The following is a 24,933-nucleotide window of genomic DNA, read 5'->3' on the forward strand; positions in this document are numbered from 1 at the left end:
TCAACGAGAATACCGCGCTCAGCCATCATCTCTTCCAGGTTGCGCAGGCTCAGAGCATCAACCAGATACCAGCGAACACACTGGGCGATAACATCGACGGGATAATGCAGCCGAATGAAGGCTTTTCAGATCAGAGACATGGTCAGGCAACATTAGAAAAAACAGTATCTTACCTGACGCCGCCTTAATGCGACAAAAACACATAATCAGTATGTCGGAAGATCTCTAAAAGTGAATGGGCCGTTTTGGTGGGATACTTACAAGCTCCTGGGCGTAGCGGATAAAATTCGCCAACGCTTTATTATTGCTATAACGCGGCCAGCATAGCGTCAGCGTGGTGGTGGCGCTGGCATCACTTAATAAGCAGTAACTGACATCCGGGATCATCACCGAACGCTGTGTTTCCGGCACAAGCGTGACACCGAGACCCATCGACACCAGACCAATTGCCACTAAAACGTCGCGGGTAAATTGAATTTGCCGTGGTACAAATCCGGCCTGCTCGCAGGCGGCGAGTACTGAACTGCCCAGCCCGACGCCAGGAGGGTCTTTCTGTATAAGGAAGAGTTCGGTCGACAGCGATGACAACGCAATCTTCTGCGTACCGGCCTGCGGGTGGTGGCGTGGCAGCACCGCAATCAGCGGACGCGTGGCCACATCAAGATATTCCAGCTCGTTATAGCGGGGGATCGGTGAGCGGATAAGACCAATATCCAGTTGATTGTTGCGTAAAAGTGTTAACTGCTTGTGAACATTATGTTCTTCGATAACAATTTCAATGTCCGGTTTTTTCTGACGATAACCATTAATTAACAGGGTTAATGCCGGGTCAAGGATAGACGAACCCACGTACCCCAGTTTTAGTTGTCCCTTAAATCCCTGACGTAAACTGCGCGCATTATCGCGAAATTTTTCATAGTGCAGGATGGCGGTGCGTGCCTCTTCTACCAGCAGTTCCCCTTCAAACGTCAGCGCCACATTCCGCTTGTCACGCGTAAAGAGCAGGATCTCCAGCGTCTGTTCCAGCGCTTTAATGTGTTGACTCAGAGCCGGCTGGGCAATGTTCAGCCGTGCGGCTGCTCTGCCGAAATGCAGCTCCTCGGCCAGTACGACAAATGAGTGTAAATGTCGGTAGTCCATAGCTGTCTCCTGCCGTTTTCTCTGATAATAACTTCTTATTAAATTGATGGGTATTATTATTGGGCTCTTATTATTCATCTCGTGAAACTGATTTGGCTACAGCGGGGCGGGGGACGCCATGCCGTGGTTTCCAGGATACGTCGGCCTGCGTCGACGTATCTCCGATGACTAACTGAGGGACACTGAGATGTCTGAACAACAAAAAGTGACGGATCTGCGCTCCGCACTGGCGGTACTGAGCCAGTACGACGACGAACTGATCTACACCGATGAACCCGTCGACCCTATTGCTGAATTATCCGGTGTATACCGCTATGTCGGTGCACACGGCACCGTGAAACGTCCGACCCGCATCGGGCCGGCGATGATCTTTAATAAGGTCAAAGGGTACGACGATATGCGCGTACTGATTGGACTGCTCTCATCCCGCAAACGCGTTGCTCGCCTGTTTGGCACCACACCGGAAAACCTGGCATTTATGCTGAAAGATTCCGTGTCAAACCCGATTGCGCCAATCGTTGTCCCGCGTGAAAAAGCGGTCTGTCAGGAAGTGGTTCACCTGGCCACCGATCCGGATTTCGACATTCTGAAAATCCTGCCCGCGCCGACCAACACCCCGGAAGATGCCGGCCCGTACTTTACGCTGGGTATGTGCTACGCCGCAGACCCGGAAACCGGTGAACATGACGTCACTATTCACCGTCTGTGCGTGCAGAGCAAAGACGAAATCTCCATGTACTTTGTGCCGGGCCGTCACCTGGATACCTTCCGCCAGAAAGCGGAAGCCGCCGGTAAACCGCTACCCATCACCATCAGTATCGGCGTGGATCCGGCAATTGAAATCGGTGCCTGCTTTGAGCCGCCAACCACCCCACTGGGCTTCGATGAACTCTCTATCGCAGGTAGTCTGCGTAATCAGGCCGTCGAACTGGTGGACAGCCTGACCGTCAATGCGCGCGGTATCGCTAACGCCGAAGTGGTTATTGAAGGCGAACTGGTGCCGAACTACCGGGTACGTGAAGACCAGAACACCGATACCGGTAAAGCGATGCCAGAATTTCCTGGCTACACCGGCAGCGCTCAGGCGCAGGTACCGGTCATCAAAGTGAAAGCCATCACTCACCGCCGTCATCCGATCCTGCAAACCTGCATCGGGCCGAGCGACGAACACACCAACATGGCCGGTATCCCGACCGAAGCCAGTATTCTGCAAATGGTTGAACGTGCGCTGCCGGGCTTTGTGCAAAACGTTCACTGCCCATCTCCGGGCACCGGTAAATACCTTGCGGTGCTGCAGGTGAAAAAACGCTTTGCTGCCGATGAAGGCCGCCAGCGTCAGGCTGCGCTGCTGGCATTCGCTGCCTTCTCAGAGCTGAAACACGTGATGCTGGTTGACGAAGATGTCGATGTCTTCGACCTCAACGATGTGATCTGGGCGATGACCACCCGCTATCAGGGCGATGTCAGCACGGTCTTTATTCCCGGTGTGCGCTGCCACCCGCTCGATCCGTCATCCGATCCGGCGTTCAGCCCGTCGGTACGCGACCACGGTATTGCCTGCAAAACCATCTTTGACTGCACAGTACCTTACGACCTGAAAGCCAACTTCCATCGCAGTGAATTCCTTGAGGTGGACGTGAACCGCTTTATCCCAGGTTTTAACAAGTAATAAGGAATCAGCATGTCAGGAACCAACGTTCGAACCGCGCAAAAACCGCGCGTCATTGTGGGCATCAGTGGCGCATCCGGTTTCTCATACGGCGTGCAGGCATTACGTTACCTGCGCCAACTGGATGTGGAAAGCCACCTGGTGATCTCTCCGGCGGGACATCTTAACCGGGAACATGAAACCACGTTGACCGAGGAGGATGTCGCTGCGCTGGCGGATGTGATTTACCCCTTCCGCGCGGTCGGTGCGGCGATAGCCAGCGGTTCGTTTCGGACTCTCGGCATGCTGATTGCCCCATGTTCTATGCATACCCTGGCAGCGGTGGCCTGCGGGCTGACCGACAACCTGCTGACACGTGCGGCAGATGTGGTGCTCAAGGAGCGCCGCCGTCTGGTGATGATGGTGCGGGAAACGCCGCTGCACGCCGGGCATCTGCGCAATATGCAGCAGGTGACCGAGTCGGGTGGCATCGTCTTCCCGCCCGTGCCGGCTCTGTATGCAAGGCCCACCAGTGTTGAAGACATTATTGCCCATAGCGTGGCGCGGGCGCTCGGCCTGCTCGATCTGGATTGTGCCGATCTGCCGCGGTGGGGCGAAAACGTGACGTTAATGAACGGGAGTAATAACGCGTGATTATTGGACCATATATCAACGGCTCAGCGGTACTTATCGGTGGGATCGTCGGTGCGATGTTGAGTTCGCGCCTGCCTGAACGCCTGCGTAACTCAATGCCATTGATCTTTGGCGCGGCCTCCATGTGTATGGGGATCGTGCTGGTAATGAAAGTCAGCCACATGCCGGTGATGGTGCTGTCTGTGATCCTCGGCGCACTGCTGGGCGAGCTGTGTTACCTGGAGAAGGGCATCGGCAAACTGGGTGGTAAGGCGCGCGGGCTGGTTGAGCTGATTGTGAAATCAGAACCCGGCAGCGAGGAGTCGCAGGCGGCATTCTTACAAAGCTATGTGGCGATCATTGTGCTGTTTTGCGCCAGCGGCACCGGCATCTTTGGTTCCATGCATGAAGGCATGACCGGCGATACCAGCGTGCTGATTGCCAAATCGTTCCTCGATCTGTTCACCGCTGCTATTTTTGCCACCACGCTGGGTTATGCCGTGGCAGTGGTTGCCGTTCCACAATTAATTATTCAGTTGCTGCTGGCCTATGGGGCCATCTTTATTTTGCCGTTGACGACACCGGCAATGCAGGCCGATTTCTCCGCCGTGGGTGGCGTATTAATGTTCACCACCGGCTTTCGTATTTGCGGCATTAAAGTCTTCCCGGTGGCGAATATGCTTCCGGCGTTGTTACTTGCCATGCCGATTTCCAGTCTCTGGACCCACTTTTTCTAATTAAAAGACAAAACACGCTCCCTGGCGGTCGCCGGGGTGCTGATTCAGGGCCTGGTGCGCAACCCTCTGGCGTTGCCGGATATTCCTGGCATCAACCACGCCGCCAGCCTGGCGTCGGTCGCCGCGCTCTATTTGATCCCTTCGCTGTCCGTGCTGTGGCTGCCGCTGGTGGCGTTTAGCGGCGGCGCTGGTTGCGTTGGCCGGCTTTGCCCGCCCGATGCGCCTGGCGCTCACCGGCGTAGCGCTGTCAGCCTGCTGGGCCAGCCTTACCGACTACCTGCTGCTCTCCCGGCCCCAGGAGATCAACAACGCGCTGCTGTGGCTGACGGGGAGCCTGTAGGCACGGGACGGTTCATTCGTCGCTATCGCCCTGCCCGTTCTGGCGCTCCTGCTGCCGTTAAGCCTGCTGCTCAGCCGCGGCCTGGACTTACTGGCGCTCGGTCAGGAGCGAGCCGGGACCCTCGGCGTCAATCTCCGCCAGCTCCACCGCGGCGGCCTGCTGCTGGCGGTCGCTCTCGCTTCGGTGGGCGTCGCCGTCTGCGGCCCCATCGCGTTTATTAGCCTGGTGGTGCCGCACCTCGTGCGCCGCTTAACGGGCGGCAGCCATCGCTACCTACTGCCCGTGTCGGCGCTGACCGGCGGGCTGGAGCTGCTGGCCCGTACGATTCATCCCCCAATGGAGCTGCCGGCGGGCGTATTAACCGCCGTTATCGGCGCGCCATGGTTCATCTGGCTGCTGGTAAGGATACGTTGAATGGAACTGAGAACCGAAAACCTGAGCGCCGGCTATGGCGCAAAGCGCATTATCGACCGGCTGGATCTGACCCTGCCCGGCGGGCAGATCAGCGCCCTCCTCGGGCCAAACGGCTGCGGTAAATCGACGCTGCTGAAGTGCTTCTCGCGGCTGCTGGCGCCGACGGCCGGCAAAATATGGCTCGGCGAGCGGCCGCTGCCGAGCTTTAGCCCGCGCCAGCTGGCACGGCATCTGGCGCTGCTACCGCAGCAGCACCACGTTCCGGAGGGGATTAGCGTACGCGAGCTGGTGAGCTACGGCCGCAGCCCGTGGCTGCCGCTGTGGGGACGCCTCAATGCCGACGATCGGCGGATAGTTGACGAAGCGCTCGAGCGTACCGGCATGACGCAGTTCGCCGGGCAGCCGCTGAGCGAGCTGTCCGGCGGGCAGAGGCAGCGGGCGTTTGTGGCGCTGATCCTTGCCCAGCAGACGCCGCTGGTACTGCTTGATGAGCCGACAACCTGGCTGGATATCAATCATCCGGTGGAGCTGATGGAGCTGATGAAGCTGATGCGCGAGCTGCAGATGTGCGGAAAGACGGTGGTGACCGTCCTTCACGATCTTAATCAGGCCAGCCGCTACTGCGACCACCTGGTGGTGCTGGAAAGCGGGAAAGTGCGGGCCCAGGGCCTGCCGGAGCAGGTGCTGACGCCCGCGCTGCTGGGCAGCGTTTTCCAGCTGGAGGCGGAAATTCACCCCGATCCTATCTCACGACGCCCGATGTGCGTGATGAAATAGCCCGATCCATCGGCTAACAGGACGATCAGTACGTATGGAAGTAGTTCTGAATCACTTCCGGGTTACGCGTTTGCGTCAGGGCGGTCATCAGCAGGATGCGCGCTTTTGCCGGGTTCAGCGAGTCGGCCACCAGCCCAGGCTGGCTATCGTCGGCCGGGACCACGCCGCTGCCGGTGCGGGAGGCGCGTACCACCACGATGCCGGCTTTTTGCGCTTTTTCAATCCCAGCGGCGCTGCGCACGGATACCGAACCGGCGCCGGTTCCGGCGTAGACGATGCCGTCTACGTGATGGGCAATCGCCGCATCGTACATATATTCCGGGTCGTCCTGATAGCCGTAGATAATCACCACCTTCGGCAGCGTATTCAACTGACGAACGTCAAAGACCGAACGCAGGGTATGAATCTTATCGACGCGCGTTTCAAACTGCGGCTTGCCGCCGACGATAACGCCCAGATAGCCCTCTTCCGGCGCTTTGAAGGTATCGAGGCTGTTAGCGTTGGTTTTGGTCACAAAGCGCGCGGCGCCGATGCGGTCGTTCAGCACCACCATCACGCCCCGCCCCTTCGCCTCGGGATCGGCGGCGACGGTCACCGCCTCCAGCAGGTTCATCGGGCCATCGGCGCTTATCGCCGTTGCCGGCCGCATCGCCGCCGTCAGCACCACCGGCTTATTGCTTTTCACCGTCAGGTTGAGGAAGTAAGGCGTCTCATCCAGCGTATCGGTACCGTGGGTGATCACCACCCCGTCAACGTCATCCCTGGCCAGCAGCTCATTCACCCGCTTAGAGAGTTTGAGAATAATATCGCTGGTCATATTTTCGCTGCCGATATTCGCCACCTGCTCGCCGTCCACCCGCGCCACCTTGCTCATTTCAGGCACCGCGTTAATCAGGGTCTGGACGCCAATCGCGCCGGCCTTATAGCCGGTGGTTTGGGTATTGCTGGCCGCCGACCCGGCAATGGTTCCGCCGGTGGCGAGGATCACGATATGCGGCAGGCGCGTTTCGCTGGCAGCCAGGGAACTCATCGTCAGTAACGCAATCGCAAATAATGCTCTAAAATTCATATTCACTCTTCCCCAAAATAGACATTTATCAAACTGGCGGAGAGTTAATGCAAACGGCTTGCCACTATTCATTTTCTTTTTACGGGCAAAATGGTTAACTATCGGGCAATAAAGGCTTTTTCATTCATTTTTCGCGCAGATTTGGTGCAGCGATGCTCCCTGGTCGGGCGCGTCAGACGGGGAAACCGCCGCCGGGCCCACCGTTTATTATTTTTCGTCGTCCCGCTTCAGACGCCTTGCCATTCAATTATCAATACCGTAACGGCCACGATCGACCTATTTTATGTGGATATCGCGAAGAGGGAAAAAGATGCGTCTCGCCTTAAAATCAGCATTGATGCTTACCACGCGCGTCATACAGATAATCAATCCCGAACTCCACCTGCATATGCAGCGCACGGCCCTCATCGCCCTTGAACTCTCGCTGGCGCTGCGGCTGCCACGTCAGCAGCAGCAGACCATCTTTTGCGCCGCGCTGCTGCACGATATCGGCGTGCTGGGCGACAAGCGGGTGATTACTTCGCTCAATGCGATAGATAACCTGAACGATCCTCACCAGCATCGGGGGGCGGAGATGCTCAGCGGCCTCGCCACCCTCGCGCCCATTTTGCCCATTATTCGCCACCATCACCTCAGCGCGGACTACAAAGGTAGCCTCTACGAGCATATCGTCTGTTTTGCCGACGCCTTCGAACGCTTGCTCTCCGCCGGCGAAGCCAACGCCGAGTATCAGACTGATATTATTATTGATAAATTCCGCGCCCTGCATCAGGAGCTGGATCCGCAGCTGTGCCAGACCCTGTGTCAGCTGGCGCAAAAGGAGCACTTCTGGCTGCATCTTAATCCCGGCCATATTCAGCGGATGCTGGAGATCATCGGCCCGATTAACGATCTGTACATCGATATCGACGGCCTGAAGGATATCTGCCTGCTGATCGCCAAAATCGTTGATACCTACAGCAGCTTCACCGCCAGCCACAGCATTATGGTCGGCGAAATCTCCTGGCAGCTGGCGCGCTATATGGATCTGCCGCCCGAGGAGTGTAAGAAAATCGAGGCCGCCGGCTACCTGCACGATATTGGCAAGATCTTTATCCCGCTGGATATTCTGGAAAAACAGGGGGAACTCGCCCCCGAGGAGCTGCTGCAGGTGCGCGAACATAGCTATATGACCGGCGAGCTCCTCAGCGCCTTTAGCGAGCTCGGCGAGATTATTAACTGGGCCGCCAACCATCATGAAAAGCTCGATGGCAGCGGCTATCCGCTGCATCTGAACGCGGATTATCTGCATCTGCCGGACAGAATTATCACCATCGCCGATATTTTTACCGCGCTGACCGAAAATCGTCCCTATCGCCAGGCGATGGGCTATCAGCAGGCATTACGGCTGATTGAAAACGATGTTATAAATGGCGCGCTGGATGCGAATGTTTTTGCCGTTTTATGCCAGCATGCCGACACGCTTCATCGCGAAATCATCGGTAAAAAGCGCGATCGGTCGCCAGCGTAACCTGCCGGCAGCCTGCGGACAGGACGGGGTTCTATAATAAAAAATAACGTTATAAATTCATCTGCACGCAAGGAAATTACCGGTGAGAATCGCCACCATGACCAACTGGGCCTACGGTATAACCGTTGCCCTGACCCTCGCCTCAGGCCTTGCCATGCTGATGGCCTCAAACGCGGATACTGCCGAACGCCAGGCGGTGCAGCAGCGCCAGATTTTCGACCAGCTCACCGAAGAAGTTGAAACCGACGCCTGGGCACTTTCAGACCTCGCGCGGACCTATGTTATCAATAAAAACCCTGACGTTTTAGAGGAGTATCGCCAGCAGGCTCAGGCGACGATCGCCATCGAGCACCGGCTAGGAAAGCTTAAAGATAGCGGCGCAACGCCCCAGGAGCTGGCGCTGCTGCGCGAGGGTTTACGCATTGCCGACGAGCTGCAGGATGAGCAGCAGACGGCGCTGGCTAACGTTGCCCGCGGCGAAGAGAAAGAGGCTATCGACCTGCTCTACGGCAAGGCCTATGAGCGCGAGCTCGAGCGGGTTCAGACACAGATCGACCACTTCCGCCTGTTGCTGGATGGCCGGGCCAACGGCGCTATTGCGCAGGCCACCGAGAAGTCCCATACCTGGCGCAGCCTCTCCGAGCTGATGGTCGGGCTGACGGCGCTGATGTTCCTGTTTGTGCTAGGTTTTATTCTTCAGCGCCGGGTGCTGTACCCGGTTGTGCGCCTGAGCGATGTCGTGCAAAGGCTCGCCTCACAGGATTACGCCGTCGAAGCGCCTAACTTCACCCAGATTGATGAGATTGGCGATATGGCGCAGGCGATCCGCATTTTCCGCGAGAACGGCCTGGCTCGCCAGCGCCTGGAACAGGAGCGGGACGCCGACTGGGCGATCCGCGAGCTGCTGGCGCGGATGACCCAGCGCCTGCAGGGATGCGAATCTTTCGAAGATGTGATTAAAGTGGCCGAGCTTTTCGCGCCCAACATCGCGCCGGAAATCCCCGGGCGGCTCTATATTCTCGACCTCGACCCCTGGCAGATGCGCTGCGTCGCCAGCTGGCTCTCGCCGCCGGATGAGCCTGAACTCTTTCATCCCGATGACTGCTGGGCCGTGCGCCGCGGGCTGAGCCACCCTCCGGTCAACGGCGAGCCGGATATCGCCTGCTACCATCTGCCGGAGTCAAGCGCGGAGTGCTCGCTTTGCGTCCCGCTGATTGCCCAGGGAGAAGCCATCGGCCTGCTCTCCTTCAGAAACGTCACTCCGGCCACCGCCCCTTCTCGCGCCTACCTTGAGCTGATGGCCGAAGCGCTGGGCCTGGCGCTGGCGAACCAGCGCCTGCGCAACGCGCTGCTGGAAAAGGCGCTTTTCGACTCGCTAACCGGGCTGCGCAATCGCCATCACCTTGAAGACGCCCTGCATACCCAGATGAACCTGGCGGTGCGCAACGGCACGCCGCTGAGCTGCCTGATGATCGATATCGATCACTTCAAGGCGATCAACGACAGGTACGGTCACGAGGCGGGCGATCTGGTGATTAAAAACGTGGCGACCATCGTTCAGCGCGCGGTGCGTGATATCGGCATGGCTTTCCGCTACGGCGGGGAAGAGTTTTTAGTCCTGCTCGCCGGGAGCAACGAAGAGTCCGCCCTGGCCTGCGCCGAGGATATCTACAACAACGTTCTCAACATGACGCTGCGCTACGGCCTGAGCGAAATGGGTCAGATAAATGTCTCTATCGGGATTGCCAGCTTCCCGCAGCATACGCAAAGCGACAGCCTGCTGCGCGCCGCCGATGCCGCGCTGTACCGGGCAAAAGAGCTCGGCCGCTCGCGGATCGTCAGCTTCGGGATGCTAAAGACCGACTGAATTCAACCCGCTATTTTTCGCGAGGGGCCAGGGACGGGTGCATGGCTATTCCGCTGACGTTGCTCATCCCGCTGATAATGGCCTCGGTGAGCATCCGCACCTTCAGCGGGATAAAGCGTCGGGTAGGATAGAGCGCATACAGCGCGAGCGGCTGCCAGCGGTACTCCGGCAGCACCTGGACCAGCATTCCCTGTGCCAGCTGTCTGGCCACCAGCGGCTGCTGTATGCCGCCAATCCCGCCTCCCGCCTCCAGCGCAGCAATGAGCGAGAAGCTATTGTTGGCGCGGAAAACAGGGTTCAGGCGGACGCTCTCTTTGCCGCCCGCGCCTTCCAGGGTTAGTTCGTCTCCGGCGGCCAGGCCGCTGTAGCGCAGCGTCCGGTGCTGTGCCAGCTCTGACAGCCGCGCCGGCGTTCCCGCCTGCTGCAGATAGTGCGGCGCGGCGACCAGCACGCGCTGAACGTTAGCCAGCCGTCTGACGACCTGGTTGAGCCCTGCGGGCTCTCCCAGGCGGATGGCCAGATCGACGCCCTCGCTCACCATATCGGCAAGCCGGTCCTCCAGCGTCAGCTCGACGCTGAGCTGCGGATTCCGCTGCTGAAAGGCGACAACGATCGGCGTCAGAAGATGCTGGCCAATCCCCGTTGGCGCCTGCACGCGCAGCGTTCCGCTAAGTTTCTGCTGCTGCTCAAGCAGCGTCTCTTCCGTTTCGCTCAGCGCATCGAGGATTGGGCGGATCTGCTGATAGTAGCGCTCGCCCGGCTCGGTCAGGGTCACCGAGCGGGTGGTGCGCAACAGTAACGCCACCCCGAGGCTCTGCTCGAGGGCCATCACCTGCTGGCTGACCGCCGGCTGGGTCAGCCCGAGGCTGCGGGCCGCGGCCGAGAGATTGCCGGTTTCAGCCACCCGGATAAAAACTTCCATCGCTTTGAGCTTGTTCATCGCCTTCACTTCAAAGATTTTGTTATTAATCTTATTACAAATGCCCCTCTTCTGCCTTCATCGCTAATGAATCATGCTCAGGTTTCACTTTTGACCCGCAATTCCATTTTCGACTCGCAAAGAGGTGCTTAGCATGAAGACTCAACAACATCAGCGTTTGGCCGTGGTTGCCGGCGCCAACGGCGTCGCCGGAAACCAGCTTATTGATGAGCTGGAGCGCTCCGGCTGGCAGGTCATCGGGCTGTCGCGGCGGGGAGGCACCTCGCGTCCCGGCGTTCGCTACCTGGCGGTGGACCTGCACGATCGCAAGGCGACGATGGCGGCGCTGGCGAGTCTGCCGGTCAGCCATCTGTTTTATGCCGCCTATCAGCATGCCGATAGCTGGGCCGGACTGGTGGAGCCGAACCTCACGATGCTGGATAACGTGCTCAGCGCCGCCGAGCAGTCGCCCCGGCTTGTGCACGTCAGCCTGATGCAGGGCTATAAGGTCTATGGCGCGCATCTTGGCCCGTTTAAGACCCCGGCGCGCGAAAGCGATGCGGGGCATATGCCCCCGGAGTTCAACGTGGCGCAGCAGATGCTGCTGGAAGCGCGTCAGCCGGGAACAAACTGGCACTGGACGGCGTTACGCCCGTCGGTCGTGGGCGGGCTATCCACCGGTAATCCGATGAACCTTGCCCTGTCGCTGGCGGTGTATGCGGCTATCTGCAAGGAGCTCAATATTCCGCTGCGCTTCCCCGGCCGACCGGGCGCCTGGCACAGCCTGATTGAGATGACCGATTCCGGCCTGCTGGCCAGGGCGACGCTGTGGGCGGCCACCAGCGAGGCGGCTGAGAACCAGGCGTTCAACGTCAATAATGGCGATCTGTTCCGCTGGCAGGAGATGTGGCCGCGTATTGCGGCCTGGTTCGATCTGCCGGTCGCCCCGCCCCTGCCGATGTCGCTGCGGGAGGTGATGGCGGATAAAGCGGCCATTTGGCAAAAAATGGCGGCCAAATATCAGCTCAGGGAGAGCGATATCGGCGCCATTACGGGCTGGGAATTCGTCGATTTCGTTTTCAGCTGGGACTACGACATGTTCGCCGATGGCAGCAAAATACGCCGCGCCGGCTTCCATGATTACTGTGAAACCGAGCAGATGTTCTTTCAGCTGTTTACCCAGTTCCGCCAGATGAAGCTCATTCCCTGAGCGACACCTGCGCGGGTTAACCCGTGCTGAATGAGCCTGGCCGCGACTCATTCGCCGTTAGCCGGCCGCCGCCTGCTCGCATAGCTGAAATTTATCATCCAGACTTAAAGCAAAGACGTAGTCTGCGCAGGGATTGTGTTTTACACTGCGCGCTGCAAAAACTCAGTAGATAAACGATTAAGTAGGCGGTAATGGCGATGAACGGAACAATCACAACCTGGTTTAAAGATAAAGGCTTTGGATTTATCAAAGATGAAAACGGCGATAACCGTTATTTTCATGTGATTAAGGTCGCCAATCCGGAGCTGATTAAGAAAGATGCGGCGGTGACTTTTGAGCCCACGACCAATAACAAGGGCCTGTCAGCCTATGCGGTGAAGGTGGCCCCGGAAAGCAAATATATCTATATCGCCGGCGAGCGCATTAAGCTCACGTCGATCAAGTCTTACCTGGTCTACAGCGAAGAAGTGCCTGCCGATATCCGCATTGATAAAGAAAATGCGGTGCTCTCCGTGGGGGCGCTGATGGGCAGCATTCGGCCGAAGGCAGCCGCCGAGCCGGGTGAAATGCGCGCGCTGAAAAAGCTGGCGATCACCACCTTCCAGGGGACGACGCTCATCTTCTCGGAAGACGAGATAGACGTCGATGCCACGGTGAAAATGCTCAAGGTCTGAGAACCTGCGAACGGGCCCGCAGCTAAAGCCCCGCCTGCGCATGGCGCAGCGCCTGGGACCAGGGCCGCGTTTTGCAAAAGCTATTCGCACCGCAGAGTGAATGAAAAGTCCGACAGGACTTTTCATCTGAAAGCGCTGACGCAGGCAGATTTACCACATCAAATCATCAGGCACTTTGAAGTCGGCGTACGGATCGTCTTCATCCTGCTCTTCCTGACTCAGCGCGCTGTTTAAGACAATGCTGTTGGCATCGCGCTGGGCAATTTTATCGGCGACGACGGCGGGGATAATCGCGTATTCGTTCTCGCCGCTGCCCTCAGCAACCAGGCGCGCGATGGCGAGGCGGCCACTAATCAGCTGAGCGTGGGTTGGCTTATCGACCACGATTTTTTTAATTAAGTTGCTATCGGTGAAGTTAAAATCGATATTGCCTCTGGCGACGCTGATTCGGTTCATTTCAATCAGCTGCTTGACCTGCGCTTTATACTCTTTCGATAAGGTGGCCTGCTTTTGCTGTTCGCTCAGCTGCTTATCACGCTCAAGCTGGGTCTTTTTATTTTCTTCCACCGCCTCTCTGGCCTCACGCGCCTGAACCCGTGATTTTTTAGCCGTTCTTTGGACTTTAGCCATTTTCTTGCTGGTCACCAGACCCGCTTTTAGCATCTGCTCTTGTAAGGTAAGTTTTGTCATTTCCGCTTCTGAACCCGTTGAATAATGCGTGGGATTATACCCGTAATTTTAGCCGATATACCAGGCCACCTGCCCCGTTTGCGAAGGGTTTCCCAAACGGCGCGCCCGAGCAAAAGCGCTCATCCGCGTTAAGCCGCTTAAGCGCCTACGGGCAGCGATAAGCGGTACGCTAGCGATCGGCGCCGGTCGGGCGAAGAAACCGACGCCCGCTGTTAGCGCTTTTTTCATTCAGGGACAGCGGCCTGGCGCAGGGCTTGCGTCATTGACTCTCATTATATATTTTAAACCCTGGCCCGTGCTGCCCGCCGCTCGCTTCCGGATGGAAAAGGTGAAAGCACGTCATTGACCCACGTTGCTTAGCTCACATCTTGTGACGATCGGGGTTTGGTAAGGCGAGCGCCAAAATGCCCTGACGACAGGAGAAATGATGTTTTCGATCGAGCAGGCAAAGCTTATGGCAACCAAACTGCGCAACTCGCTTGAGTCGCGCAACGTCACCCTCCCCCACTCTTCCGCGCTTGAAATTGTGGCGCAGCAGCTGGGCTATAAGGACTGGAATACGGCAGCGGCAAGGTTAGAGCCGCCGGCGGCGCCCGCTGCGGTCTCATTTGAAAAAAGCATCCCCATATTACGCATGTTTGACGAGCGCAAAGCGCGGGAATTCTACGTCGATTTCCTCGCCTTCAGCGTTGAATTTGAGCATCGTTTCGCGCCAGACCTCCCCCTTTATCTCGGGATCGGCCGAAACGGCCTGCAGATTCACCTCTCTGAACATCACGGCGACGCCAGCCCGGGTGCGACAATTTTCATACCGATGCGCAACATCGAACTATTCAGGGATGAGCTAAGGCACAAGAATTACGGCTACGGACGGCCGGAGATCGTGCACCAGGCGTGGGGAAAAACCCTCGAGGTTCACGATCCCTTTGGCAACAGGCTGCGCTTCTGCGAAAGCTAAACCCCGCCAACGCCTCCGCGCAGCGCCCTTCCCCCGTCGGTTGACGGGGGAAATCCTCCACTCCAGGGCCGTGCGCAACGCCGACGCATTCAGCCCTATCCCGGATCATGAAGATAGCTCATGTTGTAATGAAATTAACTCGCTTTCGCTCATCTAACGCCTCTGGCATAAATACACAATATTAACTTATTGACAACATGAACAGTGGCGGACGAGAAGACCAGCCGCTGCTGGAAAATCACCACGCAAGTTCAGTTTTCATGTCAGAACCAGGGATACCAGATCGCGATGAATAAAGATTTTACGTTTACGGTTAAGAGCACTCTTTTCGATGAAAACTATAACCCTTCTGAAAATACGCGTATTACCACTAACTTCGCGAATTTAGCCCGCGGGAAAGAGCGTCAGCAGAATTTGCGCAACACCCTGGTGATGATTGACAATCGTTTTAATACGCTGGCGCATTGGGATAACCCTAAAGGCGATCGCTATGCCGTCGAACTTGAAATTATTTCTGTTGAAATGAAGCTCGAAGCCAACGGCGAAACCTTCCCGGCGATTGAAATTTTAAAACCCAATATCATTGATAAAAAGACCCAGCAGCGCCTTGACGGTATTGCGGGGAATAATTTCTCGTCCTACGTGAGAGATTATGACTTTAGCGTCGTGCTGTTAGAGCACAATAAGAACCAGGCGCAGTTTAGCATCCCGGACAACTTCGGCGTGCTGCACGGCAATATATTTAAAAACTTTGTTAGCTCCAGCGAATATAAAGAGAACTTTAAAAAGCCGCCGGTCATCTGTTTAAGTATTTCGAGTAAAGATACCTATCAGCGGACCGGCAATCAGCATCCGATATTAGGCATCGAATACCAGCAAAACGGATCGTCTTTGACCGAAGAGTATTTCGGCAAAATGGGCTTAGCGGTTCGCTATTTCATGCCTAAAAATAGCGCGGCACCTTTGGCCTTTTATTTCACCGGGGATCTGCTGAGCGATTACACCGACCTTGAGCTGATCGCCACCATCAGCACTATGGAGACATTCCAGAAAATTTACCGCCCGGAGATTTACAATGCCAACTCCGCGGCAGGGCAATACTATCAGCCCAACCTGAATCACCAGGATCATTCATTGACCAAAATCGTTTATGACCGGGAAGAGCGTAGTCGGCTGGCTATTGAGCAGGGAAAATTTACCGAAGAGCATTTCATCAAACCATACCAGAATATTCTTGCGCAATGGTCTGCTAGCTGCCCTCTTTGATTAATAGAAAATAAAGGTCATCCATTATGAAAACGTTATTACCGACTTCAACCGCCGGCAGCTTACCGAAACCTTCCTGGCTTGCGCAGCCCGAGACCCTGTGGTCGCCGTGGAAATTGCACAACGAGGAACTCGTTGAGGGGAAACAGGATGCGCTGCGCCTCTCCCTGGAAGACCAGCTTCGTGCGGGGATCGATATCGTCAGCGACGGTGAACAAACCCGTCAGCATTTTGTCACCACGTTTATTGAGCACCTCAGCGGCGTTGATTTTGAGAAACGCGAGGTAGTTAAAATACGTAACCGCTACGACGCCAGCGTTCCGACGGTTGTTGGCGCCGTAGCGCGTCAAAAGCCCGTTTTCGTCGAAGATGCGCGCTTTTTGCGCCAGCTCACCAGCCAGCCGATTAAATGGGCCCTGCCGGGGCCGATGACGATGATCGATACGCTTTACGATAACCACTATAAAAGCCGCGAAAAACTCGCCTGGGAATTCGCAAAAATTCTCAATCAGGAAGCAAAAGAGCTGGAGGCGGCCGGCGTCGATATTATTCAGTTTGATGAGCCCGCCTTTAACGTCTTTTTTGACGAGGTGAATGACTGGGGGATCGCCGCTTTAGAGCGAGCCGTCGAAGGGCTGAAATGTGAAACTGCGGTACATATCTGCTATGGATACGGCATCAAGGCCAATACCGACTGGAAAAAGACCCTGGGCTCAGAGTGGCGGCAATACGAAGAAGCATTCCCCAAACTGCAAACCTCTAATATTGATATCATCTCGCTGGAGTGCCACAACTCGCGAGTGCCGATGGATCTGCTCGAACTGATCCGCGGTAAAAAAGTGATGGTCGGGGCCATCGACGTGGCAACCAATACCATCGAGACGGCAGATGAAGTCGCCGCTACCCTGAGAAAAGCGCTGCAGTTTGTCGATGCCGACAAGCTCTACCCTTCGACCAACTGCGGCATGGCTCCCCTCTCTCGCCGGGTAGCCACGGGTAAACTCAACGCCTTAAGCGCGGGCGCGGAGATTATTCGCCGCGAGCTCGCAAACAGGTAGTCTCGTTACGGGGTAATGGCGATACTCGCCGACAGCCCGGCGACCAGCTCAACCCCTGCCGGTAGCGTATCTATATGGATACGTACCGGCACCCGCTGCGCAAGCCGCACCCAGCTGAAGGTCGGGTTTACCTCCGGTAGACCCAGCCCGCCGGTTTCATCATTACTGTCGCCGATGCCGTGTCCGATACTCTCAACGTGGCCGGCGATGGTCGCTTCAAACCCCATCAGCGCGATCTGCGCGCTGTCGCCCACCCGAATATGACGCAGCTTCGTCTCCTCAAAATAGCCCACCACCCAAAAACTCTGTGCATCAATAACGGCAACGGTGGTCACTCCGGCAGTGGCGTAATCGCCGGGACGCAGCCTGAGATGGGTAACGTAACCGGCGACTGGAGCCCGAACCGTGGCATGGACCAGGTTGAGCTGCGCCAGCTCCAGCGCCGCCAGCGCCCCGTGATAGTTCGCCGCCGCAACGTTCGCGGCGCTGCCCGTTTGCTGTAAATCCTCCTTAGAAATCACGCTGCTGAGCTGCGCGCGCCTGCGGGCGGCGTCCTGACGCATGGACATCTCATGGCGCCTGGCTTCAACTTCGGCCTCGGCGCTGGCTACCGCCAGCTTCAGCCAGTGCGGATCGATGGTATAGAGTACATCGCCCCGATTGACCCACTGATTATCCCTCACCGCCACGCCGTTCACCGGGCCGGAAACATCCGGCGCAATCCGCACCACATCCGCACGAACCCGGCCATCCCGGGTCCAGGGTCTCTGGGCGTAATGCTTCCACATCATGAAAGCCAGAATGGCTGCTGCCGCAACCGCAATGAACGTCAGCGCGTAGCGGCTCAATAGAGATAAAAATGACTTCATGCTAATAACCCCAGCGCGTTCAGTCCCTGCAGCAGCAGGAAAAAGGTGAAAATATAGGTCGAAAGCCCAATCAGCGGACGACAGGGCAAACTGCGGTATAGCCTGCTGAAAGCGAAAAGCGCCACCAGCAGCAGCGTGCACAACAGGGTCACCAGCGCGACCACCAGCAGACCGGGAACGAAGACTCCGCCAAAATTAACGTCACTTATCATCGGATGACTTCCTGTTTTGTTCACTCAAGGCACAGTGCAGATCGACAAGCTCGTCCGCCAGCCGACGCGATAGGCCATCCGTCGCCGGCGCATAGCGGTCCACTATGGCCAGGATCCGCTGGCGTAAGGCGGCGGCCTCTTCCCCACGGACCAGCCGGGAAAATAGCGCATTAATCTCCTTCGCCGCCTCGCTCCCCATCTGAAGACGCAGGCGGCGTAACCGCATCACGCAGAGCCCCACGCGCAGGTGGTGCAGCATGTGGTTGAGCGCCTGCCCCGACGATTGCCGGCTCCGCGGCAGGCGCGGCAGCAGGAGCGCCGTGCGGTCAATCATCAGATTCGTCCACTGCGCCTCATCCGGCGCAAACGTCCCCTTCAGGCTGCGCCTGACGTCGCGGCGGCAAATGCGCAGCAGGCGATTGATGGCGGAGTCTGCCTGCACCGTTTGCAGCACGCGCATACTCGCCACGGCAAAACCGGTGGCGGCAAACAGGGCGATGGCCGTGTTGATCGCCACCGCGAAGTCGCCGCTGTAGTGAGGGCCCAGCTCGCATAAAATGGGCAGCGTCAGCGTAATCCCCATGGCCATAAACGTGGTGGGCGGCCGCGCCTGCAGCGAGCCGGCCAGCAAATAGACCGGGGCCAGCGCCGCAACCAGCACGCTGAAATCGGTAATCTGGGGAAGGAGCACGAAGCTGTAGATCAGGCTGGCCGCCACGCCATAGGCCGAGCCGACGATATACTTAACGATATGGGGTGCCGGAGTATCGAAACTGCCAAACAGCGTGCAGCAGACTCCGAGAATGGAAACCGCCGTGCCGCCATCGGGCCAGGCAGAGTAAATCCATACCGCGCAGCCGCTGGCTATTATCGTGAAAGCGCCCAGCGCGGTACGCGCGGCCGACAGGCCGTCGCGGTGGAAAACGTAGCCTTTTACCGCTCTGCCTTCGACCGCTATTTGCGCGGGGTGCGCATGGCGGATGGCGTCAGCGAGCCGCTCGCACTGCTGCAGCAGTATAATTGCCTGCTGAAGGTGACGGGCCAGGCTCACCTGCTGGTACCGGTCAAACGTCTGCGCATCGGCCGCAAGCCGTGCCGTTAGGCGCGCGCTGCGTTCTGCCAGCGCGCCTCCCGCTATTTTCCGCAGCCCCGCCTCCTCGCAGGCCAGCCATGTTTTGACATCCTCCAGCAGCTGCTGCAGATCGCCCGGAATGGCGCCGTTCATCTGCAGGCGATCGCGTAATTCGCAGCTGACCACCAGCAGTTGCGCCAGCCGGTCATGGATCGCTTTTCTGCCGTTGCGGGCAAATCCCGGGATCGCAAAGTCATAGGGGAGATGGTGATTGACGCCCTGCAGGAACTGCAGCGCCAGCGCCAGCTGCAGGCTCCCCGCTGCCTCATCGGGTTTACCCGTTAGCACGTGGGCGAGGGTCTGGCGCACGGCGCGCAGCGTTTCCGCAACCTTGCTGTTAAACAGCCCGGATAGCCGCTTTGGCAAAACGTACCTGTGGACCAGGGCTGCACAGAAGATGCCGATGGCAATCTCCCGCACCCGGGTGATGGCGACATCAAAAATGGCGCCGGGATCGAGTACTGCGGGAAAGCCGATCAGGCTGGCGGTGTAGCCGGCTAATAGATAGGCATAGGCCCGGGGCGTGCGCTCTAGCAGCGACAGGTAAAGACAGAAGGTAATCCAGCCGGCGAGCACCGCGCTGCAGACCAGCGGCGTATTAACAAAGGCCGGCACGATCAGCACGGTCGCCCCGGCGCCGGCTATCGTGCCGATCAGGCGATAGACGCACCGGCTCAGCGACGCGCCCACCGACGTTTGCGACACAATGTAGACGGTAATAATGGCCCACGAGGGCCTTTCCAGGCCGATGGATAAGGCGAGGTAATATGCCAGCATCGCGGCCGCAAAACTTCTCGCGGAATAGAGCAGAGCACCGGCATCACTCAGGAGGCCGGGCGAGGAGAGTAGCGCCCCCGCACGACGGAAGACCACACTTTTAGCCCACAGCAGGCGGGACCGATAATCGTTTATTTGGCTCATGCCGGCAATTATTACCGGGTTGCGCATCTCATTAAATACTATATTCTGTCAAAAAATCACTAAATACTGCCAATACGATGCCGTCTCAATACGCCACCACATTTTTTGACCCGGACGCCGCAGGATCGCCGGCGGTCGCCCGGCAGCTTGATTTCGTTGATTACGCTGCGGAAGTGCCGGTCCACACCCACCGTAAGGGGCAGCTGATTATCGCGCTTTACGGCGCCGTTATCTGTCGCGCGGAGAACAACCTGTGGATCGTCCCACCCGACTGTGCCGTGTGGATCCCCGGCGGCGTCCCCCACAGCGCCAAAGCCACCTGGAACGCGCACCTCAACTATTTATTCATTGAGCCCGGCGCCGCGGCGCTGCCGGAACGCTGCTGTACCCTGGCGGTATCCGGGCTGATCAAAGAGCTGGTCGAGCGCTTAACCCGCGAGGAGGTCGGCTATTCGGCAGACAGCCACGCAGCCAGGCTGACCCGAGTAACGCTCGATGAGCTGGCCGCCATGCCGCAGCAGAACTTCAGCCTGCCGGTCTCGGCGAATGCCAAAATACGCGCCATGGCCGATGCGCTGGTGAGCCATCCGGAGGATCGCAGCACGCTGCAGGAGTGGGCGAAGCGGCTGGCGCTCAGCGAGCGCTCGCTGGCACGGCTGATGCAGCGCGAGACGGGTCTGACCTTCGGGCGCTGGCGCCAACAGCTGCACCTGATTATTGCGCTACGGGAGTTGGCCAGCGGCACCTCCGTGCAGAACGTCGCGGCTCAATTAGGCTATGAGTCCGTTAATGCCTTTATCACCATGTTCAGAAAAATGATGGGCAGCACCCCGGCGCACTATTTCGCCGAGCGTAAAACCGCGGCTTCCTGACCGCGCAGGCGAATGAACGTGCGCTTGCGGCGATATTTTAACCTCCGCATTTGGGGCGGGAAATTCCGCCCCTTGCTCGCTCAGCGCTCGGCTAAAAATAGGTTCAGCAATCTGCGGAATTAACGGCGGACGCTATTGTCTTTAATGCAGTGCCCGTCATTGCAGCTCAGCGCATCGGCGGTGGCGACAGGATGTTTGGTGTTATCGCCGGTGACGGCAGCGGCGGCAACGGGGTGGTCGGACTTAGCCACAATGGTGGTGCGGGCGACGGGATGATTAGCAAAGGCAGGAAGCGCGACGGTAGCGAAGGCCAGGGCCAGAATGATTTTTTTCATCGTATTATCTCTATTAAGCTGGCCTGATATTATCAGTGCCGGACGTTGTTGAAACTTATTGATGAAAAATATCTTATTGTTATTTTAAGAGCAGAGCAACAGCATTGATAAAGTTTATTTTTACACATCACAGCAGCGCTGAAATCATTTAAAATTAAACAAAATCGTCATTATTAAGGCATACGGATAAATAACAGCCGCACCACCTTAATATAAACACCCCCTCCTCTGCTTGATTCTCTCTTTTTCAGATGGCGTACGCTCGCGTACCGACCCCGGCGAACGCCCGGCGGTGAACTCTGGTTGAGGATATCCGCATCGGGAAAACGGCTCGTTTTGTGACGACATGGCGACAAGAACGCAGCCCTGCTAACACTGCAGATATTTTTTCTGGCATATTTATGTGCTATGGGTATTTCGCCACACCAACAACGAAGATAGCCATCGGCAACCCCGTTTATCTTATTGATTTGAGGAGTATCATGAACAATGTCATTCTCAGCATAATCGCGAAAATCTCTTCTATGGACGCGGAAAGCAAACAGCTTGCTGCTCAGGTTGAAGCTCAGTCATTACTTATCAGCGCCTTAATGCTGGCCATCGGCAAGGAAGGCGGCGTATCGGAACTGGTAGGCAGCGTTTCTAAGGCGATAAATTCCGTTCTCGAATCTTCCGAAGAGGTTCTGAAAACGGACGCTGAGCTTCTTTTGACAAAATTCCACGAGCAAATCGCGCTGACGCAGCTGATCAGCACGCATGGCGATGAGATAAACCCTGAAGCGACGGACGGTTCCTCCCCCTCTTCCGATCCGCGCCCTGATTGAGCTCGCAAGCAAATAGCTGAGCGATAAAAACAATGAGGGCGGCCTGAAGACCGCCCCGTTGATTAAAACGACATGGTTACGCCGGCGTAATAAGCGCGCCCCGGTTCGTTATAGGTTGAAGCCCCCGCGTTCTCACGGTAGATCTGCTTATCAAACAGGTTGTTGATACCCGCATTGGCGCGCAGATTCCTGGTGATATCGTAGTTAACGTTCAGGCCAACGATGGAATAAGGACTAATTTCACGTTGTGAAAGACCGTTATTGTTTTCAAGGGACGTTTCCGCATACTGGCGCGGTTTCTGGCGGCCATATTGCGTCCAGTTAACGTTCGCGCTCAGATCTTCAGTGGCCTGCCATTCCAACTGGGAGTTGATGGTAAATTCCGGGATCACCGACAGCGGATTGCCGGTCTTCTTGCTTTCAGAACGGAACATGTAGGTGGCGTTAGAGCGCCATTCCAGCGTATCGGCAATCAGAGGAATGGTCAGGTTGCCTTCCAGCCCTTCAACGATGGCTTTACCGCCGTTTTCCCACTGCAGCACGTTATAGGTGCCGTTGGTGTAAATGGCCGAAGTGCCGGACACGATTTTATTTTTGTAGTCATTGCGGAAGTAGGTAATGCCAGCGGCATAGCCGGCATGACTGAATTCAATCCCCACCTCTTTGTTAACGCTAATTTCAGGATCGAGATTATCGTTACCCAGTAAATAACATTGACTGAGGCCAATCGGGCAACCGTTGCCGCGCGTAGAAAGCAGGTAACCCGGCGTTGACTGATAAAGATTAGGCGCTTTGAACGCGCGGGCAATACCGGCTTTCATGGTGAAATATTCCCCCAGCCCCTGCGAAATATTCAGGCTTGGGCTCCAGTTAGCGCCGAAATTATCGTGATAGTCAAAGCGTAGCCCCGGAATCACCTCGGTGCTGTCGGTCGCGGCAATATTATCCTCGAAATAGAGTGAGCTAATCGTGGCCGAGTTTTCACTGCTGCGCTGGGAAGGATCGCCTGAGCTACCCGGTAAATAGAGGTTAGTACTCGCCGACTGCATGGCGGCGGGATCGTTGAGCTCATCGCGGTTCCACTCCGCGCCCAGGGTCACCGTTTGATCGACCAGCAGCTGCAGCGGGAAGCTGACCTCCCCGCCCGCCCGATAGCTTTCCAGCCGGCTGGTCGAATAGACATCGCTATTGATCATCCCTTCCGTACTGCCACCGGTGCCCTCTTTTAAACGGGTGTTATTGGTCTTTTCATAGTTAAAGTTAAGCCTGGACGTCCCCCAATCCCAAATACCGTTGTGAGTAATGCCATAGTTTTGACGGTATAAGCGGTTGGTTTCATCGCCATAAAGCGACTCTACTAAGCCACCAGCGCTGCTATTACTGTTGCTGTTTTGCGTATCGCCCGCGTAGATATTGCCCTGACGGCTATAGCCATAGGAGAAATCAACGATCTGGGCTGGGGTGATTTTCCAGGAGAGCACACCGCTGATATCTTTATTACGTACCCCTTCACGACCCGCAGCATAGGAACCGTTTTGTGCGGTATTGATGTCATAGGCATCGGCATCGGTGCGGTTGATATTGCCATACAGACGCATCGTTAGCGCGTCACCCGCCAGCGGGCCGCTGAGGTTGAAGTTAGCGCGGCGGGTGTCACCTTCTTTGCTGCTTTCCGGCTGATTGGTGAAGAGGGACAGCGAGCCATGCCAGTCATTGGTGGGGCGTTTAGTAATAATATTGACCACACCGCCCGCAGCGCCAGAACCATAGCGGGCCGCTGCCGGGCCGCGAATCACCTCAATACGTTCCACCATTTCCGCCGGCACCCAGTTGGTATCGCCGCGAGAGTCGCGCTCGCCGCGCCAGCTGTAGCGTACGGAGTTACGAGAGCTCACCGGCACGCCGTCAATCAGCACCAGGGTGTTTTCCGGGCCCATGCCACGGATGTCGATTTGCCGATTGTTACCGCGGCTGCCGCTGGCGCCATTGCCGGTCAGGTTCACACCCGGCATTTTGCGGATGATGTCGGCAAGATCGTTAACAGGAGGGCTTTTTTGAATATCTTCTTCGGTGATGATCGACACGCCGGGCTGTTGTTTCAGCCCCTGCTCGGCGGTGACAAGCATCGTTTCATCGTCAGCCAATTTCTCCGTGGCTTCTTGCGCCAAGACGGGTGAGCTGAGCAAGCCGGCCAAAAACAGCGCAATTGGGCGCTTTTTATCTAAAGTTACATTCACTTAAACAATCCCCAGAAGAGTTAATATTTGTAAGTAAATGCTTATGATAATGAGAGTGATTCTCATTGTACACAACCCGAAATAGACCCTCCTTTTTTTCTACATTATTTGATGGCTTTGCGGTTTATATGTAAATAAACGTAAGCCCATCGATAAACGGAAAAAAGGAATAGATATTGGAAAATACTTAACCACAAAATATCCATTAATATTCTTATAAATCATAGTAATGAAAAGAGTAATAACGCACTGCAATTATCTGAATTTTCGTTCCTCTCCGGCGTTACGCCAAAAAGAGCTGCCGTGAATGAGCGAAAATTGAGGAGAAACTGTGCAGAAGGTCATACAAAGCTTTACATTGAGCAACATTATTTCGCCAATACTTGCCCCTCATCAACGCTCGATGCGGGCCGCCCGATCGCGCCGTAATACCAGTTAAATCTAATGCTGTATGATCCTACCCGCGAATAGTGGACACGAGACTAAGTGAGTAAACTCTTAACCAGAGGTGATGTGATGGACGCCCCTTCCCAGCCTAAGTTCTGCCACACTTATGCTGAATGTCTATTCGCAGAGGAACAACATCATGAACTCGATAAAAGTTGTCGGGATCGATTTAGC

The 24,933-nt window shown here is 56.6% G+C and carries 22 protein-coding genes and 2 pseudogenes; 14 read left to right on the top strand and 10 right to left on the bottom strand.

The window, feature by feature from the left end; genetic code table 11:
- A pseudogene (locus GVK32_RS27245) lies at positions 1 to 116 on the bottom strand (IS6 family transposase); the annotation flags it as partial.
- Positions 117 to 225: 109 nt separating this feature from the next.
- Entirely contained in the window at positions 226 to 1,140 is a 915-nt protein-coding gene (locus GVK32_RS27250; protein WP_159873861.1) for a LysR substrate-binding domain-containing protein, read from the bottom strand.
- A gap of 187 nt (positions 1,141 to 1,327) precedes the next feature.
- Between GVK32_RS27250 and GVK32_RS27255 the strand changes: the two genes are divergently transcribed.
- From GVK32_RS27255 to fecE, 5 genes and pseudogenes are all read left to right on the top strand, one after another.
- On the top strand, positions 1,328 to 2,809 hold the full coding sequence (locus GVK32_RS27255) for a UbiD family decarboxylase (RefSeq protein ID WP_159873859.1): 1,482 nt from the start codon (positions 1,328 to 1,330) through the stop codon (positions 2,807 to 2,809).
- Positions 2,810 to 2,821: 12 nt separating this feature from the next.
- Positions 2,822 to 3,442, top strand: a complete 621-nt coding sequence (locus GVK32_RS27260; protein ID WP_159873857.1) for a UbiX family flavin prenyltransferase — start codon at positions 2,822 to 2,824, stop codon at positions 3,440 to 3,442.
- A complete protein-coding gene (locus tag GVK32_RS27265) occupies positions 3,439 to 4,158 on the top strand; it encodes a DUF554 domain-containing protein (RefSeq protein WP_159873855.1) in 720 nt (239 codons plus the stop codon). Before GVK32_RS27260 ends, GVK32_RS27265 begins: the two co-directional genes overlap by 4 nt.
- 18 nt (positions 4,159 to 4,176) lie before the next feature.
- Positions 4,177 to 4,912: pseudogene (locus tag GVK32_RS27270) on the top strand (iron chelate uptake ABC transporter family permease subunit); the annotation flags it as partial.
- A complete protein-coding gene (gene fecE / locus GVK32_RS27275) occupies positions 4,913 to 5,689 on the top strand; it encodes a Fe(3+) dicitrate ABC transporter ATP-binding protein FecE (protein ID WP_159873853.1) in 777 nt (258 codons plus the stop codon). It begins immediately after the preceding pseudogene.
- A gap of 25 nt (positions 5,690 to 5,714) precedes the next feature.
- On the opposite strand, the gene fraE is transcribed toward fecE, so the two are convergent.
- Positions 5,715 to 6,758 carry a fructose-asparagine asparaginase gene (gene fraE / locus GVK32_RS27280; RefSeq protein ID WP_159873851.1) on the bottom strand — a complete coding sequence of 348 codons (1,044 nt, stop codon included), beginning with the start codon at positions 6,756 to 6,758 and terminating at the stop codon, positions 5,715 to 5,717.
- Positions 6,759 to 7,068: 310 nt separating this feature from the next.
- On the opposite strand from fraE, the gene GVK32_RS27285 reads away from it, so the two are divergent.
- A complete protein-coding gene (locus GVK32_RS27285) occupies positions 7,069 to 8,268 on the top strand; it encodes an HD-GYP domain-containing protein (RefSeq protein WP_159873849.1) in 1,200 nt (399 codons plus the stop codon).
- A gap of 82 nt (positions 8,269 to 8,350) precedes the next feature.
- Entirely contained in the window at positions 8,351 to 10,135 is a 1,785-nt protein-coding gene (locus GVK32_RS27290) for a diguanylate cyclase (RefSeq protein WP_159873847.1), read from the top strand.
- 10 nt (positions 10,136 to 10,145) lie between these two features.
- Here the strand turns inward: GVK32_RS27290 and GVK32_RS27295 are convergent, their stop codons facing one another.
- Positions 10,146 to 11,075 (bottom strand): LysR family transcriptional regulator, encoded by a 930-nt coding sequence (locus GVK32_RS27295; protein ID WP_159873845.1) that lies wholly within the window; start codon positions 11,073 to 11,075, stop codon positions 10,146 to 10,148.
- A 133-nt stretch (positions 11,076 to 11,208) separates the two neighbouring features.
- Between GVK32_RS27295 and GVK32_RS27300 the strand changes: the two genes are divergently transcribed.
- Complete coding sequence (locus GVK32_RS27300; protein WP_159873843.1) at positions 11,209 to 12,264, top strand: SDR family oxidoreductase; 1,056 nt, start codon at positions 11,209 to 11,211, stop codon at positions 12,262 to 12,264.
- A gap of 191 nt (positions 12,265 to 12,455) precedes the next feature.
- Complete coding sequence (locus tag GVK32_RS27305; RefSeq protein ID WP_041145029.1) at positions 12,456 to 12,938, top strand: cold-shock protein; 483 nt, start codon at positions 12,456 to 12,458, stop codon at positions 12,936 to 12,938.
- A gap of 150 nt (positions 12,939 to 13,088) precedes the next feature.
- On the opposite strand, the gene GVK32_RS27310 is transcribed toward GVK32_RS27305, so the two are convergent.
- On the bottom strand, positions 13,089 to 13,628 hold the full coding sequence (locus tag GVK32_RS27310; RefSeq protein ID WP_159873842.1) for a DUF2058 domain-containing protein: 540 nt from the start codon (positions 13,626 to 13,628) through the stop codon (positions 13,089 to 13,091).
- A gap of 427 nt (positions 13,629 to 14,055) precedes the next feature.
- Here GVK32_RS27310 and GVK32_RS27315 point away from each other — a divergent pair, with 427 nt between their 5' ends.
- From GVK32_RS27315 to GVK32_RS27325, 3 genes are all read left to right on the top strand, one after another.
- Positions 14,056 to 14,586: a glyoxalase superfamily protein gene (locus GVK32_RS27315; RefSeq protein ID WP_159873863.1), complete on the top strand. Its 531-nt coding sequence runs from the start codon at positions 14,056 to 14,058 to the stop codon at positions 14,584 to 14,586.
- A gap of 288 nt (positions 14,587 to 14,874) precedes the next feature.
- A complete protein-coding gene (locus tag GVK32_RS27320) occupies positions 14,875 to 15,852 on the top strand; it encodes a DUF1852 domain-containing protein (protein WP_159873841.1) in 978 nt (325 codons plus the stop codon).
- 26 nt (positions 15,853 to 15,878) lie between these two features.
- A complete protein-coding gene (locus GVK32_RS27325) occupies positions 15,879 to 16,910 on the top strand; it encodes a methionine synthase (protein WP_132510938.1) in 1,032 nt (343 codons plus the stop codon).
- 5 nt (positions 16,911 to 16,915) lie between these two features.
- On the opposite strand, the gene GVK32_RS27330 is transcribed toward GVK32_RS27325, so the two are convergent.
- The 3 genes from GVK32_RS27330 to GVK32_RS27340 are packed head-to-tail and all read right to left on the bottom strand — an operon-like array spanning position 16,916 to position 20,044.
- Positions 16,916 to 17,779: an HlyD family secretion protein gene (locus tag GVK32_RS27330; protein ID WP_159873839.1), complete on the bottom strand. Its 864-nt coding sequence runs from the start codon at positions 17,777 to 17,779 to the stop codon at positions 16,916 to 16,918.
- On the bottom strand, positions 17,776 to 17,991 hold the full coding sequence (locus GVK32_RS27335; RefSeq protein WP_159873837.1) for a DUF1656 domain-containing protein: 216 nt from the start codon (positions 17,989 to 17,991) through the stop codon (positions 17,776 to 17,778). The genes GVK32_RS27330 and GVK32_RS27335 overlap by 4 nt, the downstream gene beginning before the upstream one ends.
- Positions 17,981 to 20,044 carry an FUSC family protein gene (locus tag GVK32_RS27340; RefSeq protein ID WP_159873835.1) on the bottom strand — a complete coding sequence of 688 codons (2,064 nt, stop codon included), beginning with the start codon at positions 20,042 to 20,044 and terminating at the stop codon, positions 17,981 to 17,983. Before GVK32_RS27340 ends, GVK32_RS27335 begins: the two co-directional genes overlap by 11 nt.
- 77 nt (positions 20,045 to 20,121) lie before the next feature.
- On the opposite strand from GVK32_RS27340, the gene GVK32_RS27345 reads away from it, so the two are divergent.
- Positions 20,122 to 20,916, top strand: a complete 795-nt coding sequence (locus GVK32_RS27345) for a helix-turn-helix domain-containing protein (protein WP_076945242.1) — start codon at positions 20,122 to 20,124, stop codon at positions 20,914 to 20,916.
- A 119-nt stretch (positions 20,917 to 21,035) separates the two neighbouring features.
- Here GVK32_RS27345 and GVK32_RS27350 read toward each other — a convergent pair whose 3' ends face one another.
- Entirely contained in the window at positions 21,036 to 21,251 is a 216-nt protein-coding gene (locus GVK32_RS27350; RefSeq protein ID WP_115193125.1) for a hypothetical protein, read from the bottom strand.
- A 482-nt stretch (positions 21,252 to 21,733) separates the two neighbouring features.
- On the opposite strand from GVK32_RS27350, the gene iraP reads away from it, so the two are divergent.
- Complete coding sequence (gene iraP, locus GVK32_RS27355) at positions 21,734 to 22,075, top strand: anti-adapter protein IraP (protein ID WP_159873833.1); 342 nt, start codon at positions 21,734 to 21,736, stop codon at positions 22,073 to 22,075.
- A gap of 62 nt (positions 22,076 to 22,137) precedes the next feature.
- On the opposite strand, the gene GVK32_RS27360 is transcribed toward iraP, so the two are convergent.
- Positions 22,138 to 24,312: a TonB-dependent siderophore receptor gene (locus tag GVK32_RS27360; RefSeq protein ID WP_159873831.1), complete on the bottom strand. Its 2,175-nt coding sequence runs from the start codon at positions 24,310 to 24,312 to the stop codon at positions 22,138 to 22,140.
- Between the last annotated feature and the right edge of the window lie 621 nt (positions 24,313 to 24,933).

It is taken from the genome of Klebsiella sp. 18074, from assembly GCF_902705905.1.
Taxonomy (GTDB): domain Bacteria; phylum Pseudomonadota; class Gammaproteobacteria; order Enterobacterales; family Enterobacteriaceae; genus Klebsiella; species Klebsiella terrigena.